Source organism: Micromonospora echinospora, assembly GCF_900091495.1.
GTDB lineage: Bacteria > Actinomycetota > Actinomycetes > Mycobacteriales > Micromonosporaceae > Micromonospora > Micromonospora echinospora.
On sequence record NZ_LT607413.1, the window covers coordinates 3,609,596 to 3,633,293 of the forward strand.

General features: G+C 71.4%; 27 protein-coding genes. 10 read left to right on the top strand and 17 right to left on the bottom strand.

Annotated features, from left to right (window positions below):
* Positions 1-28 precede the first annotated feature (28 nt).
* Positions 29-1,432 (top strand): MFS transporter, encoded by a 1,404-nt coding sequence (locus tag GA0070618_RS16395; RefSeq protein WP_088982421.1) that lies wholly within the window; start codon positions 29-31, stop codon positions 1,430-1,432.
* A gap of 118 nt (positions 1,433-1,550) precedes the next feature.
* Here the strand turns inward: GA0070618_RS16395 and GA0070618_RS16400 are convergent, their stop codons facing one another.
* The 5 genes from GA0070618_RS16400 to GA0070618_RS16420 all read right to left on the bottom strand — a co-directional run bounded on the left by GA0070618_RS16400 (position 1,551) and on the right by GA0070618_RS16420 (position 7,816).
* Complete coding sequence (locus tag GA0070618_RS16400; RefSeq protein WP_088982422.1) at positions 1,551-3,206, bottom strand: glycoside hydrolase family 13 protein; 1,656 nt, start codon at positions 3,204-3,206, stop codon at positions 1,551-1,553.
* 78 nt (positions 3,207-3,284) lie between these two features.
* A complete protein-coding gene (locus GA0070618_RS16405; RefSeq protein ID WP_088982423.1) occupies positions 3,285-4,310 on the bottom strand; it encodes a LacI family DNA-binding transcriptional regulator in 1,026 nt (341 codons plus the stop codon).
* Between the two features lie 64 nt (positions 4,311-4,374).
* Entirely contained in the window at positions 4,375-5,343 is a 969-nt protein-coding gene (locus tag GA0070618_RS16410; RefSeq protein ID WP_088982424.1) for a carbohydrate ABC transporter permease, read from the bottom strand.
* A gap of 1 nt (position 5,344) precedes the next feature.
* On the bottom strand, positions 5,345-6,397 hold the full coding sequence (locus GA0070618_RS16415; RefSeq protein WP_088985574.1) for a carbohydrate ABC transporter permease: 1,053 nt from the start codon (positions 6,395-6,397) through the stop codon (positions 5,345-5,347).
* A 72-nt stretch (positions 6,398-6,469) separates the two neighbouring features.
* Positions 6,470-7,816, bottom strand: a complete 1,347-nt coding sequence (locus tag GA0070618_RS16420) for an ABC transporter substrate-binding protein (protein WP_088982425.1) — start codon at positions 7,814-7,816, stop codon at positions 6,470-6,472.
* A 259-nt stretch (positions 7,817-8,075) separates the two neighbouring features.
* Here GA0070618_RS16420 and GA0070618_RS16425 point away from each other — a divergent pair, with 259 nt between their 5' ends.
* Positions 8,076-8,852 (top strand): M23 family metallopeptidase, encoded by a 777-nt coding sequence (locus tag GA0070618_RS16425; RefSeq protein ID WP_088982426.1) that lies wholly within the window; start codon positions 8,076-8,078, stop codon positions 8,850-8,852.
* A 212-nt stretch (positions 8,853-9,064) separates the two neighbouring features.
* Here the strand turns inward: GA0070618_RS16425 and GA0070618_RS16430 are convergent, their stop codons facing one another.
* The 5 genes from GA0070618_RS16430 to GA0070618_RS16445 form a co-directional block, all read right to left on the bottom strand.
* A complete protein-coding gene (locus GA0070618_RS16430) occupies positions 9,065-9,553 on the bottom strand; it encodes a TspO/MBR family protein (RefSeq protein WP_088982427.1) in 489 nt (162 codons plus the stop codon).
* A 160-nt stretch (positions 9,554-9,713) separates the two neighbouring features.
* Positions 9,714-9,857, bottom strand: a complete 144-nt coding sequence (locus GA0070618_RS34040) for a GPGG-motif small membrane protein (protein ID WP_170107875.1) — start codon at positions 9,855-9,857, stop codon at positions 9,714-9,716.
* Between the two features lie 41 nt (positions 9,858-9,898).
* On the bottom strand, positions 9,899-10,621 hold the full coding sequence (locus GA0070618_RS16435; protein ID WP_088982428.1) for a metallophosphoesterase family protein: 723 nt from the start codon (positions 10,619-10,621) through the stop codon (positions 9,899-9,901).
* A 13-nt stretch (positions 10,622-10,634) separates the two neighbouring features.
* Positions 10,635-10,910 (bottom strand): hypothetical protein, encoded by a 276-nt coding sequence (locus tag GA0070618_RS16440; protein WP_088982429.1) that lies wholly within the window; start codon positions 10,908-10,910, stop codon positions 10,635-10,637.
* Positions 10,907-11,488: a nucleotidyltransferase gene (locus GA0070618_RS16445; RefSeq protein WP_088982430.1), complete on the bottom strand. Its 582-nt coding sequence runs from the start codon at positions 11,486-11,488 to the stop codon at positions 10,907-10,909. Before GA0070618_RS16445 ends, GA0070618_RS16440 begins: the two co-directional genes overlap by 4 nt.
* Positions 11,489-11,639: 151 nt before the next feature.
* Here GA0070618_RS16445 and GA0070618_RS16450 point away from each other — a divergent pair, with 151 nt between their 5' ends.
* On the top strand, positions 11,640-12,365 hold the full coding sequence (locus GA0070618_RS16450) for a dTMP kinase (RefSeq protein ID WP_088982431.1): 726 nt from the start codon (positions 11,640-11,642) through the stop codon (positions 12,363-12,365).
* Positions 12,366-12,381: 16 nt separating this feature from the next.
* Here the strand turns inward: GA0070618_RS16450 and GA0070618_RS16455 are convergent, their stop codons facing one another.
* The gene (locus tag GA0070618_RS16455; RefSeq protein WP_088982432.1) at positions 12,382-13,059 is read right to left on the bottom strand and encodes an SDR family oxidoreductase; all 678 of its coding nucleotides are present in this window, start codon (positions 13,057-13,059) and stop codon (positions 12,382-12,384) included.
* A 252-nt stretch (positions 13,060-13,311) separates the two neighbouring features.
* Here GA0070618_RS16455 and GA0070618_RS16460 point away from each other — a divergent pair, with 252 nt between their 5' ends.
* The 4 genes from GA0070618_RS16460 to GA0070618_RS16475 all read left to right on the top strand — a co-directional run bounded on the left by GA0070618_RS16460 (position 13,312) and on the right by GA0070618_RS16475 (position 17,744).
* Positions 13,312-14,319 carry an NAD-dependent epimerase/dehydratase family protein gene (locus GA0070618_RS16460; protein WP_088982433.1) on the top strand — a complete coding sequence of 336 codons (1,008 nt, stop codon included), beginning with the start codon at positions 13,312-13,314 and terminating at the stop codon, positions 14,317-14,319.
* A gap of 172 nt (positions 14,320-14,491) precedes the next feature.
* A complete protein-coding gene (locus GA0070618_RS16465) occupies positions 14,492-15,361 on the top strand; it encodes a MurR/RpiR family transcriptional regulator (RefSeq protein WP_088985575.1) in 870 nt (289 codons plus the stop codon).
* Positions 15,358-16,293, top strand: a complete 936-nt coding sequence (gene murQ, locus GA0070618_RS16470) for an N-acetylmuramic acid 6-phosphate etherase (protein WP_088982434.1) — start codon at positions 15,358-15,360, stop codon at positions 16,291-16,293. The genes GA0070618_RS16465 and murQ overlap by 4 nt, the downstream gene beginning before the upstream one ends.
* A 461-nt stretch (positions 16,294-16,754) precedes the next feature.
* Entirely contained in the window at positions 16,755-17,744 is a 990-nt protein-coding gene (locus GA0070618_RS16475) for a sigma-70 family RNA polymerase sigma factor (protein WP_172900391.1), read from the top strand.
* 86 nt (positions 17,745-17,830) lie between these two features.
* Here GA0070618_RS16475 and GA0070618_RS16480 read toward each other — a convergent pair whose 3' ends face one another.
* The 3 genes from GA0070618_RS16480 to GA0070618_RS16490 all read right to left on the bottom strand — a co-directional run bounded on the left by GA0070618_RS16480 (position 17,831) and on the right by GA0070618_RS16490 (position 19,755).
* Positions 17,831-18,802: a C40 family peptidase gene (locus GA0070618_RS16480; protein WP_231931759.1), complete on the bottom strand. Its 972-nt coding sequence runs from the start codon at positions 18,800-18,802 to the stop codon at positions 17,831-17,833.
* A gap of 112 nt (positions 18,803-18,914) precedes the next feature.
* Positions 18,915-19,238: a DUF3817 domain-containing protein gene (locus tag GA0070618_RS16485; RefSeq protein ID WP_088982437.1), complete on the bottom strand. Its 324-nt coding sequence runs from the start codon at positions 19,236-19,238 to the stop codon at positions 18,915-18,917.
* Positions 19,239-19,263: 25 nt separating this feature from the next.
* Positions 19,264-19,755 (bottom strand): hypothetical protein, encoded by a 492-nt coding sequence (locus tag GA0070618_RS16490; protein ID WP_088982438.1) that lies wholly within the window; start codon positions 19,753-19,755, stop codon positions 19,264-19,266.
* Between the two features lie 132 nt (positions 19,756-19,887).
* On the opposite strand from GA0070618_RS16490, the gene GA0070618_RS16495 reads away from it, so the two are divergent.
* From GA0070618_RS16495 to GA0070618_RS16505, 3 genes are all read left to right on the top strand, one after another.
* Entirely contained in the window at positions 19,888-20,229 is a 342-nt protein-coding gene (locus GA0070618_RS16495; RefSeq protein ID WP_088982439.1) for a DUF6158 family protein, read from the top strand.
* Positions 20,229-20,564: an SRPBCC family protein gene (locus GA0070618_RS16500; RefSeq protein ID WP_170107874.1), complete on the top strand. Its 336-nt coding sequence runs from the start codon at positions 20,229-20,231 to the stop codon at positions 20,562-20,564. The genes GA0070618_RS16495 and GA0070618_RS16500 overlap by 1 nt, the downstream gene beginning before the upstream one ends.
* Before the next feature lie 65 nt (positions 20,565-20,629).
* The gene (locus GA0070618_RS16505) at positions 20,630-21,169 is read left to right on the top strand and encodes a DUF1360 domain-containing protein (RefSeq protein ID WP_088985576.1); all 540 of its coding nucleotides are present in this window, start codon (positions 20,630-20,632) and stop codon (positions 21,167-21,169) included.
* A gap of 86 nt (positions 21,170-21,255) precedes the next feature.
* Here GA0070618_RS16505 and GA0070618_RS16510 read toward each other — a convergent pair whose 3' ends face one another.
* The 3 genes from GA0070618_RS16510 to GA0070618_RS16520 all read right to left on the bottom strand — a co-directional run bounded on the left by GA0070618_RS16510 (position 21,256) and on the right by GA0070618_RS16520 (position 23,168).
* Positions 21,256-21,450 (bottom strand): hypothetical protein, encoded by a 195-nt coding sequence (locus GA0070618_RS16510; protein WP_088982441.1) that lies wholly within the window; start codon positions 21,448-21,450, stop codon positions 21,256-21,258.
* Positions 21,451-21,488: 38 nt separating this feature from the next.
* A complete protein-coding gene (locus GA0070618_RS16515) occupies positions 21,489-21,671 on the bottom strand; it encodes a hypothetical protein (protein WP_088985577.1) in 183 nt (60 codons plus the stop codon).
* Between the two features lie 384 nt (positions 21,672-22,055).
* Positions 22,056-23,168, bottom strand: coding sequence for a 3-deoxy-7-phosphoheptulonate synthase (locus GA0070618_RS16520; protein ID WP_088982442.1), 1,113 nt, complete (start codon positions 23,166-23,168; stop codon positions 22,056-22,058).
* Positions 23,169-23,698: the final 530 nt, after the last annotated feature.

Sequence of the window (23,698 nt, forward strand, 5' to 3'; positions counted from 1 at the left end):
GTTATCTGGCCCTGGTTCAGTGCCGGGCATGACCACCACCAGCGGCGGTACGCGGGCACACCGGCTCTACAGCGTCGTCGTCTTCGTGCTCCTCGCCTCGCTGGACAACGTCGCGATCGGACTGGTTCCGCCGCTGTACGGTCCGATCGCCGACTCGCTGGACGTGCCGCAGCGCATGGTCGGGCTGGTCACCGCGGTGACCTTCCTGGTCAGCGCGGTGGCCGCGGTCGGCTGGGCGTACGTCGGCGACCGGACCAACCGCAAGCCACTGCTCGTGGCCGGCACACTGCTCTGGGCGGCCGGCACGGCCGGCAGCGCGTTCGCCCCCGGCTACGCGGTCTTCCTGCTGGCCCAGCTGGTCGCGGCGGTCGGGCTCGGCGCGGTCGGCTCGGTCGGCTTCTCGGTGGTCACCGACCTGATCTCGCCCCGCCGCCGGGGTCTGGTGATGAGCTTCTGGGGACTCTCCCAGGGCGTCGGCACACTCGCCGGCACCCTGGTCGGCGGGATCCTCGGCGCGGCGGACTGGCGTCGGCCGTTCCTGCTGCTCAGCCTGGTCGGCCTGGCCGCCACGGCGGCCTACCTGTTCACCTACGACGTCCGACGTGGGCAGAGCGAACCGGAACTGGCCGGCGCGCTCGCCCACGGCGCTGAGTACGACTACCGGATCAGCCGGTCCGACCTGCCCCGGATCCTGGACCGGCGGACCAACCGCTGGCTGGTCCTCCAGGGACTCACCGCGCAGGCCGCCTTCGGCTCGTTGGTCTGGCTGCCGGTGCTGTTCACCGAGCGCGCCGAGGACCAGGGATACTCGGCGGCCACCGCGATCGTCGTGGGCAGCGTCTTCGCCACCCTGTTCCAGCTCGGCGGGGTCTTCTCCATCATCGGCGGGCTGGTCGGCGACGCGCTGCAACGGCGTACCCCACGGGGCCGGGCGCTGGTCGCCTCGGTCGGCATCCTCGCGGCCGTCCCGCTGTACCTGGTGCTCTTCTTCGTGCCGATCCGGATCGACGTGCCGGACGGCGCGGGCGCCGGCCCGGTGACCGTCGCGGTGCTGACCAGCGTGCTGACCGAACCGACGGTCGGGCTGAGCCTGCTCACCGCCGTCCTGGCGCTCGCCCTGACCTCGGCGAACTCGCCGAACTGGTTCGCCCTGATCGCCGACGTCAACCCGCCCGAGCACCGGGGCACCGTCTACAGCCTCGGCAACCTCGTCAACGGGGTCGGTCGGGCGGCCGGGAACGGCCTGGTCGGGGTGGCCTTCCACGCCCTGCGGGGGGCGTTCCCGCCGCCGTTGAACTTCGCCGTCGGGCTGGCCGCGTTCCAGCTCTTCTTCATTCCCACCGGGATCATGTACTGGCTCGCGTCCCGGACCTCACCCCGGGACATCGCCGACGTGCACACCCTCCTGCACACCCGCGCCGAACGCCTCTGACCCTCCCCGCACCCGCCCACGGGGTAGCAGGGCCCCCTGCCACCCGTCGGGTGGTAGCAGGGGACCCCTGCACGTCAAAAAGCGGTAACAGGGGGCCCCTGCTACCACCGAACCCACCTCAGGCGCGGTACCAGACGGTGACGTCGGTCGGCACCAGCCCGTCGTCGAGCGGACCGCTGGCGTGCAGCGGCTCCACGCCCTCCGGCAGCGGCACCGACGCCGTGCCGAAGTTGGTCAGCACGCCCAGCGGACCGTTGCCGAAGTGCAGCACCTCGTCGCCGGAGGCCAGCCAGCGCAGGGTGCCCCGGCCGAGCCCGTGCTCCCGGCGCAGGCGCAGCGCGGTGCGGTACAGCTCGTACGTCGAACCGGGCACGTCGCGCTGCCGGTCCAGCGCGTACTCGGCCCAGAGCGGCGGCTGCGGCAGCCAGCTCGCGTCGGTCGGCCCGAAGCCGTACGACGGGGCGTCGGCCTCCCACGGGATCGGCACCCGGCAGCCGTCCCGACCCCGCTCGGTGTGCCCGCTGCGTTCCCAGGTGGGGTCCTGCCGGACCTCGTCGGGCAGCGAGGTGTGCTCCGGCAGCCCCAGCTCCTCGCCCTGATAGAGGTAGGCCGAGCCGGGCAGGGCGAGCATCAGCAGGGTGGCCGCCCGGGCCCGGCGCAGGCCGAGCGCGGCGTCCGGCTGCGGGTCGTCCACGCCGATGCCGTTGGGGCGGGGCGTGCCGACCGGCAGTCCGAGCCGGGAGGCGTGCCGGACCACGTCGTGGTTGGAGAGCACCCAGGTGGTCGGCGCGCCGACCGCGTCGGTGGCCTCCAGCGAGCGGGTGATCACCGCGTACTGGGCCGGGGCGGTCCAGGCGGCGAGCAGGTACTCGAAGTTGAACGCCTGGTGCATCTCGTCGGGCCGGACGTAGCGGGCCAGGCGCTCGGCCGGCTCCACCCACGCCTCGGCGACCAGGATCCGTTCGCCGTCGTAGCCGTCCAGCAGGCGACGCCAGTCGCGGTAGATGTCGTGCACCCCCTCCTGGTCCCACATCGGCGGGCGGGGCTTGTCGACCTCCTGGCCCGAGGAGAGGATCTCCTGCGGCTCCTGCCAGTTCGCCAGGTCGGCCTGCTTGACCAGGCCGTGCGCGACGTCGACCCGGAAACCGTCGACGCCCCGGTCCAGCCAGAACCGGAGCACGTCCAGGAACTCCGCCCGGACCTCGGGGTTGTCCCAGTTCAGGTCGGGCTGGGCGGTGTCGAACAGGTGGAGGTACCACTGTCCGTCGTCCACCCGGGTCCAGGCCGGACCGCCGAAGGTGCTCTGCCAGTCGTTCGGCGGCTGCGCGCCGTCCGGGCCGAGGCCGTCCCGGAAGACGTACCGCTGCCGTTCCGGGCTGCCCGGCGCGGCGGCCAGCGCCGCCCGGAACCAGGCGTGCGCCGACGAGGTGTGGTTGGGAACCAGGTCGACGATCACCCGCATCCCGCGGGCGTGCGCGTCGGCGATCAACCGGTCCGCGTCGGCGAGCGTGCCGAAGAGCGGTTCGACGTCCCGGTAGTCGGCCACGTCGTAGCCGGCGTCGGCCTGCGGCGACGGGTAGAACGGGGACAGCCAGACCGCGTCCACCCCGAGGTCGGCGAGGTGCCCGAGCCGGGCGGTGATGCCCGGCAGGTCACCGATGCCGTCGCCGTCGGAGTCGGCGAAGGAACGCGGGTAGATCTGGTAGATGACGGCTTCGGTCCACCAGCCGGTGGCCGGGCCACCGGCGGGTTCCTGCGGGTCGTGGGTGTTCAGGGCCTTCTCCCGAGTGTCGAGCCGGACGGGTTCCCACCGGCCGTCGCCACGCTGGCCGGCCGGGGCGGTCGAATCCGTTCAGTGTGCCCTCGGAGGGGCGGTGGAATCACGCACCACCAGACGAGTGGGGAGAATCACCGACGAGGCGGGCCGACCGGTCCCGGCGTCGCCGACGAGCGGGTCGAGCACGATCCGGGCGGCGAGCTGACCCTGCTCGGCGGCGGGTTGCGCCACCGTGCTGAGGCCGAGCACGACCGAGAGGTCGTGGTCGTCGATGCCGATGACGCTGACGTCCTGCGGCACCCGCAGCCCGGCCTCGCGGAGCGCGGCGATCGCGCCCATCGCCATCTCGTCGCAGGCGGCGAAGATCGCCGTCGGCGGGTCGCCCCGGCGGAGCAGCTCGACCGTGGCCTGGTTGCCGCCGTCGATGGTGAACTGGGACTCCACGTCCAGGCGCGGGTCCGGCTGCACCCCGGCCGCCCGCAGCGCCTCCTGGTAGCCGCGCCGCCGGTCGATGTGGGTGGTGAACGCCAGCTCGTCCTCGGGGTCGCCGGAGAGGTGCGCGATCCGGCGGTGGCCGAGGTCGAGCAGGTGACTCGTGGCGGTCCGGGCGGCGGCCACGTCGTCGATCCGTACGCTCGGCCAGCCGGGGACGACGGTGCCGGAGCTGACGATGACGCCGGGCAGGTCGAGCGTGGTGAGCACGGTCAGGTCCGCCGACCGCAGGGGGGTGGCGACCAACAGGACCCCGTCGGCCCGTTTGTGCAGGTTGGCGGTGCGCAGCACCCGCTGCCGGGCCTGCGGCTGGCCGCCGAGGTTGTAGAGGAGCAGGTCGTACCCGGCGGAGTGGAGGACCTCCTCGACCGCCTCGACCACGGTGCCGAAGAACCACCGGGTGATCCGGGGTACGACCACCGCGACCGTGCCGGTGCGGCCACCGGCCAGGCGGGAGGCGCTCGGTGAGATGGTGTAGTCGAGTTGCTCGGCGGCGGCGAGCACCCGTCTTCGGGTCGCCGCCGACACGGTGGGAAGGCCGCGCAGCGCCCGGGACACGGTGGCCGTGGAGACCCCCGCGAGCCTGGCAACGTCATCAATCCTGGTCACGGTCTCCCCGATCCGCTTACGTCGGCCGCCGCCCGCATGCCACGGGCGGCGGCCGACGCCGGAATCAGCCCTTGACGCTACCCGCGAGCAGGCCCCGCACGAAGTAACGCTGCAGGGACAGGAACACGATCAGCGGTACGACGATGGAGACGAACGCACCGGCGGTGAGCCGCTGCCACTCGTTGCCCCGGGTGCCGGCCATCTCGGCCAGCCGGACGGTGAGTGGCGCCGTCTCGTCGCCACCACCGGCGAAGATCAGCGCGACGAGCAGGTCGTTCCAGACCCAGAGGAACTGGAAGATGCCGAAGGCCGCCAGCGCAGGGGTGATCAGCGGCAGTACGACGGTGCGGAAGATCTTCGGGTGGGTGGCCCCGTCGACCCGTGCCGCCTCCATCAGGTCCTTCGGTAGCTGCGAGATGAAGTTGTGCAGCAGGAACACCGCCAGCGGCAGCGCGAAGCAGGTGTGCGCGAACCAGACCTGCACGAACTTCTGCTCGTCGGCGAGGTCCCACGCCGGCATCAGGGTGATGCCGCCGACGCTGACCCCGTTGGAGAAGAAGCTCAGCAGCGGCACCAGGGCCATCTGGAGCGGCACGATCTGCAACGCGAAGATGGCGATGTAGACCCAGTCCCGGCCCCGGAAGTTGATCCAGGCCAGGGCGTACGCGGCGAGCGCCGCGAAGGCCAGCGGGAAGAGCACCGACGGCAGCGTGATCACCAGCGAGTTGATGAAGTAGCTCGCCAACTGGCCGGAGGAGGACGACCGCCCGAAGAGGACCTGCTGGTAGTTCTCCAGGGTGACCTGTGGGTCGGTGAAGAACGTCCACCAGCCGGTGGACTTGATCTGGTCCTCCGGACGGAAGGACGAGATGAACAGACCGAAGGTGGGGATGGTCCAGACGACCGCGATGACGATGGAGACCAGCGTCGCGGTCCGGCTGTTCAGCCGCTTGCGGACCCGGGCGGCGGCGGTCGTCGCGCCTCCGCCAGTCTTCTGGGCGCCGGCGGCGACCGGGGGAGTGGTGGTGGTCATCTCAGCCCTCCCGCTGTTGCCGCAGGTTGCGGATCTGGTAGATCACGATCGGGATGACCAGGATGAAGAGGAAGACCGCCAGCGCGGCGCCCTGCCCGTTCTGGCCGTACCGGAATGCCTGGTTGTACATCTCGTTGGCGACCACGCTGGTGTCGTAGTTGCCGTTGGTGCTGGTCCGGACGATGTCGAAGACCTTCAGCGTGGCGATCGAGATGGTCACCACGACCACGATCAGGGCCGGTCGGATGCTCGGCAGGGTGACCTGCCAGAACATCTGCCACGGGTTGACGCCGTCCAGCCGGGCCGCCTCGACGATCTCGGCGGGGATGGCCTTGATCGCCGCGGAGAGCACCACCATGGCGAAACCGGCCTGGATCCACACCATGATCACGATGAGCAGGAGGGTGTTCAGCGGCGACTCGAGCAGCCACTGCTTTGGTTCCCCGCCGAGACTCACCACGATCTGGTTGAGCAGACCGATCTGCTCCTGGTCCTCGCTGCGGTAGGCGTAGACGAACTTCCAGATGATGCTGGCGCCGACGAAGGAGATCGCCATCGGCATGAAGATCAGCGACTTGGCGACCGCCTCCAGCCGCGCCTTGTCGACCATGACCGCGTAGAGCAGGCCGATGGTGGTGGCGATCAGCGGTACCAGGAGCACCCAGACCATGGTGTTGAGGATCACGCGCAGGATCTCGTCCTGAGCGAAGAGCCACCCGTAGTTGCGCAGCCCCACCCAGTTCTCGCTGCCGCCATCCATGAACGACAGGAGCGTGGTGCGGACCGCCGGCACGACCAGGCCGATGGTGAGCAACAGCACGGCGGGCAGCAGGAAGAAGAGCGCGAAGACGCCCTCCCGTGGCTTGGCGCGTCGACGGGACAGCGGCGCGCCGCTGGCCGCCGCGGCGACCAGTTGGGCCTCCCGACGACGGGCGAACCAGGCCGGGACCGCGTCCAGCAGCAGGAGCAGACCACCCACCACCACGACGAAGGCCACCAGGCCGTACAGCAACATGACGAGCTTCGGTGACTCGTCGGCGAAGTCGAAGTTCATCCGCACTCCCAGGGAATCGCGGCCCGGCGCCGGGGGCCCGGTCCGCGTGGCGCGGACCGGACCCCGGGCGACTTACTTGGGCCAGCTGCTCTCGATGGTGGAGAGCACGGTGGCGGTGTCCTTACCGTTGATCCACTCGATCATGCCCTTCCAGAAGGTCCCCGCGCCGACGGCGCCGGGCATCAGGTCGGAGCCGTCGAACCGGAAGACCGTCCCCTTGTCCTGGAGGATCTGGACGGAGAGCTTGTCGATCGGGTTGGCCACGTTCGCCGTGTCGAGCTTGTTGTTCGCCGAGACCCAGTTGCCGAGCTTGGCGCGGGCGTTGGCGTGCTCACCGGAGGCGAGGTACGTCTGCACCGCCTGGACCTCCGGGCGGTCGGCGAAGGCGACGGTGAACTCGCCGCCACCGAGCACCGGCTTGCCCTTGGACTCGTCGATGGCCGGGAAGTAGAACGCGAAGACGTCGCCGTCCTCGGCCACCTTGGTGTTCTCCGGCCACTGGTTGGCGTAGAAGGACGCCTGCCGGTGCAGGGCGCACTTGTTCTGCAGGATCGGCGTGCCGGCCTCCTGGAAGGAGGTGGTGGTGATGCTCTTGACGCCGCCGAAGCCGCCGTTGACGTACTTCTCGTTCTTGAGGATGGTGCCGGCCCGGTCGAGCGCCTCGGCGACCTTCGGGTCGTTGAACGGGATGCCGTGCGTGGTCCACTGGTCGTAGACCTCGGGGGTCTGCGTGCGCAGCATCAGGTCTTCGATCCAGTCGGTGGCCGGCCAGCCGGTCGCGTCACCCGACTCGATGCCGACGCACCACGGCTTGGTGCCGTCCGCGGCGATCTTGTCGCTCAGGGCGATGAGCTGGTCCCAGGTGGTCGGAACCTCCCAGCCCTTCTCCTTGAAGGTCTTCGGCGAGTACCAGACGAACGACTTCACGTTCGAGCCCAGCGGGGCGCCGTAGAACTTGCCGTCGACGGTGCTGTACTTCAGCCAGTCGGCCGAGTAGTTCTGCTCGGCCATCGACTTGGTGTCGGCCGAGGCCTCCTTGAGCTTGCCGGCCTGGGCGAACCGGGCCAGCAGGCCGGGCTGCGGGATGAACGCGATGTCCGGGGCGTTGCCGCCGTCGACGCGCACCTGGAGCTGCGCCTCGAACTCGCCGCTGCCCTCGTAGTCGATCTCGATGCCGGTGCAGTCCACGAACTGCTCCCAGGACTGCTCGAGCAGGTCGGCCTCGGCGTCCCGGATGGACGCGTAGATCGAGACCTTCTTGCCGTCGTTGCCCTTGTACTTCTCGTATGCCGAGCACTCCGCCGAGTTGGCGTTGCTGCCGCTGCTGTCGTCGTCGCTGCCGCAAGCGGTGGCGGCGAGCACCAGCCCCAGCGCACCGATGATCGCGATGGCCTGGCGTGGTCTGGCAGAGACCGCCATGCCGTCCTCCTTCAGTAGGCGGCGCGGTCGTAGCGGTGACCTCGCCGATCCGATTGGGCGTCTCCATATGTAAGCGCTTGCATTCGCATCGGTCCACCCCCTGTTGGACACGAGCAGGTAACAATCCCGAAACCCTGACGTCGGTTCGGACCGCGCCCCCTACCAGCCGAGGAACCTTTGATTGATCCCTTTCGACGGCTGGAGTTTTCTGTCACTCTGTCATCCAGCAATGGAAAGCTTTCGACATAGGAGGCTCTGGATGCGTAAGCGCTTGCTCACTCTGGCCGCGGCGGCCGGGTTGCTGGCCGCGACGGTCGTGGCGCCGGCGGCCCCGGCGATGGCGGCACCCACCTTCAAGGTGCCCTTCAAGTGCGGACAGGCCTGGTCCGGCCAGACCCGCACCAACCACAGCCCGGCGTACTCCATCGACTTCAACCGCACCGACGACCTCGGCGACCCGGTGGTGGCCAGCGCCCCCGGCACGGTGGACCGGGTGACGGACCTCGGTGGCACCAGCTACGGCAAGTACGTCCGGATCAGCCACAGCGGTGGCTACCACACCTACTACGCGCACCTCAACGGCTTCAACGTCTCGGTGGGCCAGTCCGTCGGCTACGGCTCGGTGATCGGCTACGTCGGCAGCACCGGCGGGTCGACCGGCCCGCACCTGCACTACGAGCAGCGGCTCAACGGCAGCGACATCCAGATCCGGTTCAACGGCGCCCTCGCGCTGTACTGGGGCACCAAGACCTACACCAGCGACAACGGCTGCTCCGGTTCGAGTGGATCCGGCACGGTGAACACCAGCGGCACCCCGCTGACCGTGCGCTCCGGGCCGGGCACCGGCTACAGCTCGGTGGGCACGGTCGCCGACGGCACCCGGGTCACCATCCAGTGCCAGACCACCGGTACCACCGTCACCGGCACCTACGGCACCAGCAACATCTGGGACCGGATCGGCTCCGGTCGCTTCATCGCCGACGCCTACGTCCACACCGGCTACGACGGCTTCATCCCCGGCGTGCCACGCTGCTGACCCCGCCCGCCGCCTTCTTCCCGGGCTGCCGGCAGAGCTGAGCCGACAGCCCGGGCCAAGGCGGTACGTCCCGCAGCGGCGCCGACCGCTGCGGGACCGGGGTGGTTGCTGCCCAGGTGGTTGCAGGGGACCCCTGCTACGCAGAAAGCGGTAACAGGGGACCCCTGCTACCAACCAGGCGCCAACCCCTGCCCCCTACCAGCGCCGCCCGGTCAGTTCAGCTGCCAGATGGCGAGGTTGAGGCACGCGGCGAAGGTCACCCAGGCCCAGTAGGGCAGCATCAGCAAGGTGGCCGGTCGGGACACCCGCCGGAAGAGGGCGACGGTGAGCCCGATCAGCAGCCAGAGCACGACGATGTCGAGGAAGGCCAGGCCGTACCGGCCCGCGCCGAAGAAGATCGGGGTCCAGGCCGCGTTCAGCACGAGCTGCGCCGTCCAGGCTCCGAGTGCGGGACCGAAGCCGACCCTGCGCCACACCAGCCATCCGGACACGGCGATCATGGCGTAGAGCAGGGACCAGACCGGACCGAACAGCCACGACGGGGGTGCCCAGGCGGGCTGGCGCAGACTGGCGTACTCGCCGGAGGTGTCCGAGACACCCAGTACCCCGATGCCGGCGGCGACGACCACCGCCGCACCGAAGCCGAGCAGGGCGAGCCACCGCCGGCCGTGCGTCCGGGTGGCGCTGTGGGTCGTCGTCATGTCCGCAGAGGTCCCCGGACGGGCCGTACGGCAAACCCGTCAGCCGGAGGGCCGCCGACACGAAGCGCCGGGGCCGTCGGTCCGGGTTCTCCTGTCGGGAGGACGGAGATCCCGGTACGACGACCCCGGCGGGTCTTCGGGGGGATACGGACTACGGACGTCAACTGAAGATGCTGACGCCACCTGGGCCGACCAGCAGGCCCACCACGATGAGGACGACGCCCCACAGGATCTGCCGGCGGAACAGCGCCATGATGCCGGCGACCACGAGTACGACTGCGAGAATCCAGAGAATCAGCTCCATGACCGCTGAGTACCCGACCGTCTGATTCGGGAAACCTGCGCTCAGTCGGTGTGGTTGCCCAGATGGAAGATGCTGTAGGCCTGCTTGATCACGGGGTGCGCGACGTTGCGGACCCGGACCCCGCCGGGCGTGGTGCCGCGCTCGCTGCCGGCGTGCGCGTGGCCGTGCAGGGCCAGTGCGGTGGGCGCCGAGTCGATCGCCTGACCGAGCTGGTACGAGCCGAGGAACGGGTAGATCTCCAGAGGTTCCCCGGCGAGGGTGTCCGGCACCGGCGCGTAGTGCGTCAACGCCACCAGCACGTCGCACTCCAACCCGCGCAGCGCCTCGCCCAGCCGGTCGGCGCTGTCGGTGGTGGTCCGGACGAACGCCTTCATCTCCGGCTCGCCGAAGTCGCTGGCGCAGCGCCCGGCGAACCCGCCGCCGAAGCCCTTCACCCCGGCGACCCCGAGCCGGTGGCCGCCGAAGTCCAGCACCACGCCGTTGCCCTCCAGCACGGTGATGCCCGCGTCCTCCAGCACCTTCACCACCTGCGGCACCTGGTCGCACTGGTGGTCGTGGTTGCCGAGCACGGTCAGCACCGGCACGCCGAGCCCGCCGAACTCCTCGGCCACGCAGCGCGCCTCGTTCTCGGTGCCGTGCCGGGTGAGGTCACCGGCGAGCAGCAGGACGTCGGCGCAGTCCGGCAGTTCCTCCAGGGCCGGCCGGAAACGGCCCACCACGTCCTCGTCCAGGTGTACGTCGCCGACTGCGGCGATCCGGATCATGCTGTACTCCTCCTCACGGCAGCTCCTCGACCTCGGTGGGAGCCTGGGCCCGGATCACCCCGATGTCGCTGGTGACCGGTACGTCCGGAAAGCGCTCGTTCACCCGGCGCAGGATCTCGTCGCAGCGGTGCTCGCTCTCCACTTCGCCGGAGAGCACCAGCCCGTGTTCCCGCCGGGCCACGGTGATGCCCTGCTCGGCGATGTCCGGGTCCTCGGTCAGCAGTCGCTGGATCTCGGCCTCGACGTACTCGTCGGGCGGTCCGGTGGCGGCGCTGAGGTGATGGGTCACGGTTGCTCCCTTCCTTCCGGGCCGGAGTACGGCACCACGTCGAGTCGGTCCAGCAGCACCAGGAACGCCTCGGCGTACGGGGAGTGCTGGGTCTCCTTCCGTACCCGTTCCCAGTCGATCTGCTCCCGCAGGGAACGGGCGAGGGGGAGGCCACGGGCGAAGTCGCAGTAGTGCTGGGAGAAGCTGAGCAGTTTGTGCACCATGAGTTGGCTGGCCGACAGCACCGGCATGTGGATCGCGTCGACCGGCCGGACCACGGTGTCGGAGAAGGTCTCCTCGGTCACCGGCGTCTCGATCGGCCGGTGGATCAGGTCCACCATGCGGCCGTCGTCGTAGACCTTGACCAGCCAGTCCTCCGGCGGACGCTCGGCGGTGAAGCCGTCCGCCACGAGCGCCTCCAGGGCCGACTCGACGTCCTGGTGGCGGATCAGGAAGTCCACGTCGTGCTCGCTGGAGTGTCCGCCGTGCGCGTAGACGGCGAAGCTGCCGCCCAGGGCGAAGGGGATGTCGGACTGCTTCAGCACAGCGGCGACCCGCTTGAGGGTGTGCAACAGACTGGCGTCCCCGTTTTGTGCCATCGAAGTCTCCCTGGTCGGTGGGCGGAACAGGTGCTCGCAGTGAAGTTGCGTACCCGGCATTCCGATCGGCCACACCTGTCACCAGGGCGGAGCCTGGACAGAAAGCGAGGTAAGTCCGATCCGGGTAGGTATGACCGTAGGTTGGCTATCTATGAAGCAGGCGTCGGATATCCTCGGGAGGGTGGCCAGATCACTGGGGGCGCGGCGCGGCACGGCCCGACTGCGCGCCGTCGCCCTGATCGGCATCGACGGCTCGGGCAAGACGACCCAGGCGCACCGGCTCGCCGACGCCCTCACCCAGGCCGGACTGCCGGCCACCTACCACCGCAACGCGGGCGGACGCGCCTGGCTCGGCCGGCTCGCCCAGCGGCTCGGCCGCCGCGACGCCCAGGGACTGCTGGGTAACCGGGGCATGCTCGCCGTCGAGTCGACACTGCGCTGGCTCGCCATCGCGCGGGCGCTGCTCGGCACCCTGCTCACCGGCCGGACGGCGGTGATGGACCGGTACGCCGTCTGCCAGTACGCCAGCATCCGCGCCCATGACGGCCGGCGGGGCGAGCGGCTGGCCCGGATCACCTACCGGCTCTTCCCGGCCCCGCAGGTCACCTTCCTGCTCGCGGTCGAGCCGGCCGAGGCGTACCAGCGGATCGAACGGCGCGGCACCGACCACGAGCCGATCGAATACCTCGTGGCAGCCGACGCGGCGTACCGCTCGCTGCCGGAGTTCCCGACGTTCGTGGTGATCGACGCCAACCGGACCCCGGACGAGGTGACCCGGCAGATCCGCGACCACCTGGCGGCCTGGTTGCCGGCCACCGGTTCGCCGGTGTCCCGGCCACCCCTGCTCGCCCCACTGGCGGCCCCCGCCCGCTCGTGACCCCGGAGGGGAGCGGTCAGGCGCGACCGTGCACCGGGACGGCCGCGCCGCTGGTCGGCGCGGACTCGTCGCTGGCCAGGAAGCGCACCACCGGGGCGATCTCCGCCGGGTCGACCCACCGGCTGTGGTCGGCGTCGGGCTGGGCGGCCCGGTTGGCCGGGGTGTCGATCACGCTCGGCAGGACGGTGTTGCAGCGCACCCCGCTGGCGCGGTACTCCACCGCGACCGCGTTGGCGAACGCCAGCACCGCCGCCTTGGCGGTCACGTAACCCGCCGCACCGGGGAAGGGCGCGAGCGCGGCGCGCGCCGACACGCAGACCACCGCGCCACCCCCGGCCGCCGTCAACCGGGGCAGCGCCGCCCGGGTGACCAGGTACGTCGGGCGCAGGTTCAGGGTGAGCATCCGCTCGAACTCGTCGACCGGTGTCTCGTGCACCAGCCCGCCGCTGGCGTACCCGCCGACCAGGTTGACCACCGCGCGCAGCGGGGCCGACGGTTCGCCCGCGGCCACCTCCACCGCCCGGGCCGCCCCGGCCGGATCGGTGAGGTCGGCGGCGACGGTGAGCGACCCGCCACCGTCGCCCGGACGCAGGTCGGCGACGACCACCCGCCAGCCCGCCGCCGTGAAGGCGGCGGTCACCGCGCCGCCCAGCCCGCCCGTGCCACCCGTGACCAGTACGCTCCGCTCCGCCATGCGGCACACGCTAGCGGTTCCGTGCGGGTGCCGGCGGCCATCCGTGCTGTCGACGGAGGTTCCGTGCGACCGGTAGACCGGGGATCGTTACGGGTGCGGGGCGTAGTTGTGCGGGTGCCACCGGGTGCCGGCGGCGGGGACGTGCGTGGTGGCGGATCCGCGCCGCGACCCGGTTGCGCCCAGGGCGTAACCCTTCTGCCCAGGGCTAACCGGCCTGGTGGTTCGCCCTGCCCGGGGCGCAGCATCGTCGCCATGCGACTCCTCATCCTCGGTGGCACCCAGTTCCTCGGTCGGGCGACGGCGCGGCTCGCCGTAGCGCAGGGGCACGACGTCACGTGCGTCGCCCGGGGCACCTCGGGCACACCTGTGGCGGGCGTGCGCTTCGTCGCGGCGGACCGGTCCGACCCGGCCGGGCTCGCCCCGCTCGACGGCGAGCGGTTCGACGCGGCGATCGACGTGACCCGGTGGCTGGACCAGGCCCACCACACCGTCGCCGCCCTCGCCGGTCGGGTCGGCCACTGGTCCTTCGTCTCCAGCATCTCCGTCTACGCCGGCTTCGCGGCCCCGGGCGGAGGCGTGGCGGACACCCCGCTGCTGCCGCCGGCCCCGGAGGGCGTGACCGGCCCCGGACCCGACTTCCAGTGGTACGGCGAGTGCAAGGTCAGCATCGAGAACCTGTACGCCGAGGCGGTCGAGCGGCTCTTCGTCTGCCGGGCCGGCCTGATCATCGGGCCCGAGGACCCGAGCGACCGGTTCCCGTACTGGGTGCGGCGGCTCGCGGCCGGCGGCGAGGTGCTCGCCCCCGGGGCGCCGGACGACCCGGTGCAGTACGTCGACGTCGACGACCTGGCCGCCTGGCTCCTGCACGCCGCCGTGACCGACCTCACCGGCACCTACGACGGCATCGGCGCGCCGGTGCCCCGGGTGGAGGCCCTGCACGGGATCGCGGCCGGTGTCGGCTCACCCGAACCGCGATTGACCTGGGTGAATGGCGCCTTCCTCCAGTCCCGGGAGATCCGCCCCTGGTCGGGGGAGCGTTCCCTGCCGTTGTGGGTGCCCGGTGCCGAGTGGGCCGGCTTCCTCGCCCGGGACGCCCGCCCCGCGCTCGCGGCCGGACTGGTCACCCGGCCGGTGTCGGAGACCGCCCGGAGGACCCTGACCTGGATGGACGCCGATCCCGGGGCCGTCCGGCAGGGTGGACTCGACCCGGTGGACGAGGCGGCCGTCCTGCGGGAATGGCACGCTGACGGTGGGCGGTGACCACTCGGAACGAGTTTTCCCGATAAGCCGGATCGTGGTTGACGCCTACGCCTGATGAAAGTAAGTTTCATCCGTGGCGAAGAGTCCGAAGATTTCCGCGAGGAACGAGCCCGGTGATCCAGCGCGAAGCGGGCCGGGCGGGTCCGCGAGCCGGAGCCACGAGACCGGGGGCCTGATCGTCCACATCAGCGGCCTGCTGCCCTCGCTCTCCCCGGCCGAACAGCGGGTCGCCCGCCTGGTCGTCGCCGACCCGGCCGATGCCGCCCGCCGGACCATCACCGACCTCGCCACCGCCGCCGAGACGTCGGAGGCGACGGTCATCCGCTTCTGCCGCTCCGTCGGCATGGACGGTTACCCGCAGCTGCGGATCCGGCTCGCCGCCGAGGCGGCGCGCCGGATCGAGCCGCCGGACGCCCGGGTCGTCGGGGGTGACATCCCACCCGGCGCCGACCTCGCCCAGATCATCGCCACCATCGCGTTCAACGACGCCCGTGCGGTCGAGGAGACGGCCGAGCAGCTCGACCCGGCCGTGTGCGAGCAGGTGGTAGAGGCGATCTCCCAGGCCGGCCGGATCGACATCTACGGCGCCGGAGCCAGCGGGTTCGTCGCCTCGGACTTCCAGCAGAAGCTGCACCGGATCGGCCGCACCGCCTTCTACTTCCCCGACGTGCACACCGCGCTCACCTCGGCCGCCCTGCTCGGCCGGGGTGACGTGGCGCTGGGCATCTCGCACACCGGGACGACCTCGGACGTCATCGAGGTGCTGGAGCAGGCGCGCGCCCAGGGGGCGGCCACCGTCGCGCTGACCAACTACCCCCGGTCGCCGATCACCGAGGGCGCGGACTTCGTCCTCACCACGGCGGCCCGCGAGACGACGTACCGCTCCGGGGCGATGGCCAGCCGACTCGCCCAGCTCACCGTGGTCGACTGCCTCTTCGTCGGGGTCGCCGCCCGCAACCGTGCCAAGGCCCGGAAGGCCCTGGAGGTCACCGCCGAGGCGGTCCGCTCCCACCGTGTCGGCTCCACCCGGAGGAAGGCATGACCACCGACCAGGTGCCGTCCGAGGTCCGTCCGGTGGTCCGGGTGGGCGCGCCGACCGAACGGCGTAACCCGCTCAGCGCCGACCTCGACCTGATGTCCACCCGGGACATGCTCGCGGTGATCAACGAGGCGGACCGGCGGGCGCCGGCGGCCGTCGCGGAGGTGCTCGACGAGATCGCCGCCGCCGTCGACCTTGCGGTGCCCGCGCTGCGCGACGGACACCGGGTGCACTACTTCGGCGCGGGCACGTCGGGCCGGCTCGGCGTGCTCGACGCGGTCGAGCTCATCCCCACCTTCAACATTCCCCGGCACTGGTTCTGCGCCCACCTGGCCGGCGGTCAGGGGGCGATGTGGCGGGCGGTCGAGGACGCCGAGGACAACCACGCCACCGGGGCGGCCGAGGCGAACGAGTGCGTGGCCCCCGGTGACGTCGTGGTCGGCCTGGCCGCCAGCGGACGCACCCCGTACGTTCTCGGGGCGCTGGCCGCGTCTCGGGCCCGGCAGGCCGCGACGGTGCTGCTCTGCGCCAACCCGGAGGCGGAGGCCGCCCGGGACGTGGACGTCTTCATCGGGGTGGACACCGGCCCCGAGGTGGTGACCGGGTCGACCCGGATGAAGGCGGGCACCGCGCAGAAGCTGGTGCTGAACGCGTTCTCCACCGCCGTGATGGTCCGCCTGGGCCGGGTCTACTCGAACCTCATGATCGACGTGGTGGCGACCAACGCCAAGCTCCGGGGACGGATGATCACAATCCTGGTCGAGGCGACCGGGTGCAGCGAGGAACTCTGCCGGCAGGCCCTGAACGCGTCCGACGGCGACCTGAAGACCGCCCTGGTCTCGCTGGTCTCCGGAGCCGACGTGACCCGGGCGCGGGCCGCGTTGGCCAGCTCCGCCGACCAGGTACGCGGCGCGCTCGCCCTGCTCGCCACCTAACCCCGACCGGCGCGTCCGCCCTCCTGGCCCGGATCGGGCGCGTCCGCTCCGGCTCGCGTCACATGGACCACCCGATCCGCCGGCTCCACTCCGACGGCGGGATACTTCACCGGACGCCGGGGTATTCATCCGGGTGTGGATGAACCGACCGCTCCGCCCGTGCGTCTGTCACAGTGACCGGAATCGCAGTTCGGCGGTGACGTGCGTCGCTGTGCGGGATGGGTACCCGATGATCCCATGACAGGGAGCGCCCGACCGTCGCGCCGCCCCGCACCGTGCCCGCTGACGACCATCCGGCGGGATGTTGACAGCAAACGTCAACCGTGCTTTCAGCTAGCACTCAGGCATTCGTGACAGTTTCGACTCATGACATGGAATCCCCGACGCGTCCCATCTGTTGTGTAGGTGTCAGCACCGGTGGGCACAGCGGAGATTACGGGGGAGGGCTGATGGACGTGGGGATGGCAAGGAACCGGGCAACCGGCGCGAGCGAGGGGACCGTGGGCAAAGTGGACAAGAACATCGGCATGCGAACCGACGAGGTTGCCGAGGAGCGCGACCTGGTCGGAGTCTACCTGCACGAGATCTCCCGGACGCCGCTGCTGGACGCCGCCCGGGAGGTCGACCTCTCCAAGGCAATCGAGGCGGGCCTCTACGCCGAGCACCTGCTCGGTGAGGATCGCATCCCCGACGGCGTCGACCGGGACGACCTAGAGCGCCTCGTCGTCGAGGGGGAACGGGCCAAGGACCTGTTCATCCGGGCGAACCTGCGGCTGGTCGTGTCGATCGCCCGCCGCTACGTCCGCTCCGGGATGCCCATGCTGGACCTGATCCAGGAGGGCAACACCGGCCTGGTCCGCGCGGTCGAGAAGTTCGACTACGAACGGGGCTACAAGTTCTCCACCTACGCGACCTGGTGGATCCGTCAGGCGATCAGCCGGGCGATCGCCCAGCAGGAGCGCACCGTGCGCCTGCCGGTGCACCTGGTCGAGGACGTCAACCGGATGCGCAACGTGGCCCGTCAGCTCACCCGTGAGCTGGGCAGCGACCCGGAGCCGGAGCAGGTCGCAGCCGCGCTCGGCGTCACCGTCGAGCGGGTCAACGAGCTGATCCGCTGGTCGCAGGACACCGTTTCGCTGGACACCCCGGTGGGCGACGACGGCGACACCAACCTGGGTGACCTGGTGGCCGACAGCGACGCCCCCTCGCCGGAGGAGATCGTCCTCACCGGCCTGGAGCGGCAGCGCATCGAGGGCCTGCTCAACCACCTCGACGACCGGTCCGCCGGCATCATGCGGGCGCGGTACGGCCTGGAGGACGGGCGGGAGCACTCGCTGACCGAGGTCGCGTCGCGCTTCTCGCTCTCCCGGGAGCGGATTCGTCAGCTGGAGATCCAGGCGCTCGGCCGGCTGCGTGAGCTGGCCCGGGCGGAGGGGCTCCGGGCGGCCTGACCGCCCGAGCGGCGGGCAACGACGACGAACGGCCGGCGTCCGGAAGCGGACGCCGGCCGTTCACCGTGCCAGGGGTGCGGGCGCGCTCAGCGCACCCGGCCGTAGCCGTACGGGGACATCAGGTCGACGTCCCGGAGTTCGACGTTGCGGCCGAAGGTCGGGGCGTGGATCACCTTCCCGCCGCCGACGTAGAGCGCCACGTGTCCGAGAGCGCGGTAGAAGACCAGGTCGCCGGGGCGCAGATCGCCGCGGCTGATCCGGGTGGTGGCGTTCCACTGCCTCGCCGCGTTGTGCGGCAGCGACTTCCCGGCTGCCCGCCAGGCGGCCAGGGTCAGCCCGGAACAGTCGTACCCGTTCGGGCCCGCGGCGCCCCACTGGTACGGCTTGCCGAGCACCCCGTAGGCGTAGCGGACGGCGACCCCGGCCTGCCCGGAGACGGCCGGCGTCTTCGGCCGGGTGGCCGGGCGGGCGGGCTTCTCCGTGGCCGCGCCGTACGCCTGCCGGCGCAGTTCGTAGAGGCGGCTCAGGTCACGCTCGATCCGCTTCTTGCCGGCGGCCAGCTCCCGTGACTGGGCGGCCTGCCGGGTGAGGGTGGCCTCCAGCCGCGCCTTGGTGTCGACCAGCTTGCGGCGGTCCGCGCCGAACCCGGCGACCTGCTGCTCCCGACGCCGGGTGACCTGGTCGAGGGTGCCCAGCCGGGCGAGCAGGGCGGACCGGTCGCCGGTGCGCAGCAGCACCTCGGTGGTGCCCAACCCGCCGGTCTTGTACGCGGTCACCGCGTACCGGTCCACGTCGGCGCGGCCCTGTGCCACCTGCCGCTCCAGCGGCCCGATCCGGGTGGTCAGCTTCGCCACCGCCGCCTGGTTGGCCTTGATGTCCTCGTTGAGCTTGTTCCAGGACTCGACGACCCGTTCCAGCTCGGTCGAGGCGCGGTCGATTCGCCGGGTCAGCTCGGCTGGTGTCGGCTCCGCCCGGACCACCGAGGCCGGGGCGAGCAGGACGGTGACCAGACCACCGATCACCAGGGAGCGCAACAGGATCCTGAGCGACGACGACACGAGGGGCGAACTCCTATCCCGAGGACGATTGTGCTGCGTTGGTAGCAGGGGTCCCTTGTTAGGCATTAATGAGTAACAAGGGACCCCTGCTACCACAAAACACAGGTGGAGGTCAGCTGGCCACGGGCTGGGGGGTGCGCGTGTCCGTGGTGACCCAGCGGCTGACCCGGCGTTCGGCGTAGAACGAGACGAACGGCACCGTGCCGGCGAGCATCACCAGCGCCATTCGCTTCAGCGGCCAGTCGGCCCGACGGGACAGGTCGAAGGCGGCGACCAGGTAGACCATGTAGAGGAAGCCGTGCGCCGGACCGATCGTCTCGACCACGATCGGGTCGTCGAACCCGTACTTCAGCGGCATACCGATCACCACGAGCAGGATCAGCACCACGCCCACGATCCAGGCGATCACGCGGTACCGGGTAAGGGCTGCGCCCACGGTCCTTCCGTCCTTCCGCCCCGGCTCAGCCGGGGTAGTCACCGGGTCGCGCGCCCGGGTTGGCGTTCAACCATGTCAGGTAGCGGTTGTACTCGGTCAGGTCGGCGTCCTCGCCGTCGCCGGCCGGGACGGTCGCCCGGGCGACCCGCACCGGGCGGCGTACCACCGGGGTGGTGGGTGCCGTGGACGACGTCCCGGCGGTTGCCGTCGGGCCGGTGCCGGGAGCCGCCGGGAGCGGGGCCGTCGCGGGGACGGCCGCCGGCTGGTCGGACGGAGCCGTTCCGCCGGCCGGCTCGTCCGGGGTCGGCTCTCCGCGCAGCGTGTGCCGGAGCTCCCGCCACCACACGAAGACCACGAAAGCCGCGAAGATCGGCCACTCCACCGCGTACGCCCAGCTCAGGGTGTTACCGGCGGCGGCCCGGCTGATCTGCCACCAGCCCAGCGCGCAGAACCCGACGACCAGCACGACCATGGCCACGTGGCGGAAGATCCACGCCGGTGTCCAGAGCCGCTTCATGGCAACGAGGGTACCGGGCCGACCTGGCGACTCCGACACGACGTCGTAGTCCTGCGTCGGTGGGGTGGTTTGGTGCCCTGCGGTGTGGGCATCCGTCTAGATGCCAGCCCAAACGAGATCAGGGGGGCGACGATGACCGGATCGGTACGACAGGACGGGTTCCCACGGGGCGCGGCGGGCGACGCCAGCCCGGAGCAGCGGCTCCCGGAGTGGGACGGCGACCACCTGCACGACATGGCCGTCACCGACGCGACAGCCGACCCCGAGCTGCTCGGGATCGATCCCGCCGAGCTGGGTGACGAGGACCTGATCCGCGAGATGCACAGCCTGCACCGCACCCGGCTGGACACGCTGCGGCACGCGGCGGACTCCGCGCTCGCCACCCACCTGCGGCGTACCGCCGAGCTGGAGACGGAGTACCTGGCGCGCCACCCCGGCCGCGAGGTGGATCCGAGCCGGCTGCGGGACGTCTGATGACGACACGAGAGCGGGGTATGTCCGCTCCGCCCGAGGTGGTGTTCAGCACCGCCACGGACCCGGACCGGGCGTCGGCCTGGCTTCCGGAACCGTTGCGCACCGACGGCGACGAGCGACCACAGGTCGTGCCGGACGGACTGCGCGCCCGGTGGAGCAGCAGCTCCGCCCCGGGATGGTCGGCCGAGATCCAGGTCGAGCCGGCGGACGCCGGTGGCGCCCGGGTCCGGCTCGACCTGGCCGGTGGGTCCGAGGAACAGGACGTCGGCGCACTGGCCGACGAGACCCTGACCAACCTTGCCCGCGAGGTGGCCGAGAACCTGACCGCCGGCTGACCCGTCCGGGTGCGGGCCGTCGCCCGTCCGTTGGCACCGTTCGTAGCAAGGCGAGGAGAGACGTGGTGACGCAGAGCGGCCTCAGGGACAGGGTGGCGCGGCTACGCCGGGCGTACGCGCCGCACGAGCATCGGCCGCTCGGCGGCTACCTGGTGGCGATGGGCACCTACGCCGGGGTCACCGCGGCGCTCGCCGCGCTGGTGCGGGCCACCGGCCGACCGGTGCCGGACCGGCCCGCGCCGGCCGACGTGGTGCTGCTGGGCATCGCCACCCACAAGCTGAGCCGCCTGCTCTCCAAGGACGCGGTGACCAGCCCGCTGCGGGCCCCGTTCACCCGCTACGACCGGCCGAGCGGCAGCGGTGAGGTGATGGAGCAGGTCCGTGATTCCGGCAGTTCGACCCGGCACGCGATCGGCGAGCTGCTGAGCTGTCCGTTCTGCCTGGCGGTCTGGGTGGCCACCGGACTCACCGGCGGGCTCGTCCTCGCGCCCCGGACGACCCGGCTGGTCGCCACCGCGCTGACGGCGGTCGCCGCTTCCGACTTCCTCCAGATGGCGTACGCCGTCTCCCAGCAGGCGGCCGAGGGCGGCCGGCAGGAGGACTGAGCGGGGCGGCCCGGCCCGGAAACGACGACTGGACGGTGCCGGGGACCGCCCCCGTCACCGTCCAGTCGGTCTCCCTCCGAGGAGGGTCAACGCTGCATGCCGGACCAGCCGCTCGGCGACTCCGGTTCCCGCTCGTCCTCGTCCTCGCCGGTGACGATGTCCCGGTCGACGGCCGTACGGTCGTGCTCGTTGGCGAAGTCGGGCTCCGGGGTGGTGTCCAGACCCTCGGAGGGCTGGCCGAGAGCGGGCACCCGCTCCTGTTCGTCGTCCCGGTCCGTCATGGTCGCTGTCCTCTCCGTGGTCGGTCGGCGGTCGTGCCTCAGACCGCCGAGCCGCCGAGCAGGTCGGCCACCTCGTCCATGGCGTACTCGCCCTGGGGCAGGGCCGAGATGCGGGTCAGCAGGTCCGCGGGGAGTTCGGCGGCGACCGCCCGGCGTTGGATCTCGGCCTGGCTGATTCGTTCCTGCCCGTGGTAGATGTCGTCGAGCAGGTCGTCGATCATCCGGCTGGCGGGTTCGTCGGTCACGTGATCACCTACCCGTGCCGGAATCGGTCAAACGTCACGACGCTCCGTTCGCCGCCGGGGGTTGACCGCGCGGGGGTCCGACGGTCCGGGTGCGACCGTCGATGCCCGGCGGGCGACGTGTGACACAGGCCACACTCCGGCCCGGAACACGGGGGGTGCCCGACCCGTTGACTCAGGTGTCGGTGTGTCCAGTGTCCCCGGGCCTCACCTAACAGCCTTCGCGGAATACCGTCCGGCTGGAGCCGCGTCGCGCCACTCGCCGAGAGGCGACCTGCACACCGACACCAGCGCCGCCCCGGGCTCGCCCGGGGCGGCGCTGTACTTTCTCGTCCGGCCCGGCCCCACCCCGCCGGGTGGGGATCAGGCGGGGGTGGGGAGGCGTGGGGTGGTGGGGGCCTGCGGGGCGCGGGTCCGCCGGGCCCGGACGGCACCGGCCAGGGTCTCCAGCACCTCGGCGGTGTCCTGCCAGCCGAGGCAGGCATCGGTGATCGACTGGCCGTAGGTCAGGTCCCGGGTCGGGTGGAGATCCTGCCGTCCCGCCTCCAGGAACGACTCCAGCATGATCCCGACGATGCCGTGCTGGCCGGCGGCGAGCTGCTCGGCCACGTCCGCCGCGACCACCGGCTGGCGGCGGTGGTCCTTGCCGCTGTTGTCGTGGCTGGCGTCGATCACCACCCGCTCCGGCAGGTTGGCCGCCTGGAGCTGGGCCAGCGCGCCGGCCACCGAGTCGGCGTCGTAGTTGGGCACACCCCGGCCGCCGCGAAGCACCAGGTGCCCGTCGGCGTTGCCCCGGGTGTGCAGGATGGCCGGCGTGCCGGAGACGTCGATGCCCGGGAAGACGTGCGGCACCCCGGCGGCGCGGATCGCGTCCACGGCGGTGCCGATGCTGCCGTCCGGCCGGTTCTTCATGCCGATCGGCATGGAGAGGCCGGAGGCGAGCTGCCGGTGCACCTGGCTCTCCACGGTGCGGGCGCCGATGGCGCCCCAGGCCACCGTGTCGGCGATGTACTGCGGGGTGATCGGGTCGAGGAACTCGCAACCCACCGGCAGGCCGAGTCGGAGGACGTCGAGCAGGAGCGCGCGGGCGAGCCGCAGCCCCTTGTTGACGTCGCCGGAACCGTCCAGGCCCGGGTCGTTGATCAGGCCCTTCCAGCCGACCGTGGAGCGCGGCTTCTCGAAGTAGACGCGCATGACCACCAGCAGGTCGTCGGCGTGCTGCTCGGCCGCCTCGCGAAGCCGGTGGGCGTAGTCGAGGGCGGCGACCGGGTCGTGCACCGAGCAGGGGCCGACCACGACCAGCAGTCGGTCGTCGGTGCGGTCGAGCACCCGGCTGACCGCCCGGCGGCCGGTGAGCACGGCCGAGGTGAGCGTGGCGTCCAGGGGCAGTTCGTGGTGGAGCAGCGCGGGGGTGGTCAACGGCACGATCCGTTCGATCCGCTGATCGATGACGCGATCGGTGTCCGGGGTCGTCACGGTGGGTTCCTTCCGCCGACCACTCCCGGGGCCGGCGCCCGGGACCGAGCCGGCTGCTCGTAGGCAAGAGGGCAAGAGGATCGCCTGATCCCCCGCCTGGCCGGCTCGGAGAGTGGTGACGTCAGCTCATGATCGAGTCACCGGCTCCGAAGCCGGCTGCCTAAACCATCGATACGAGCGCGTCACGCCGACCAGACTACCCGACGGATTCGCCGCAAGCCCGGCCGATCATGGACGGAGCGGGCCGACGTTTTCGCACATGTCGATGACGTGGAGTGGTCCGGGTCGTCGCCGGGAGGGGCGTCCGGGACGTGCCGCGCCGACCGGACAACCCTGTCCACGCAGGCGGTCGAGGGGTCGGGGCGGAGGGACGGCGCGGCCGGGAGCCGGCGGCGAGGAGCGGGATGGTGACGCCCGAAAGGCGCGACATCCGGTCGCACCGACCTCTCGAATGATGGGATTCGGTGCTCCGGTCCCGCGTCGCGATGGCGTCGGAAGTGTCCTCCGGTCGTACCGGATCGTGGGATCTG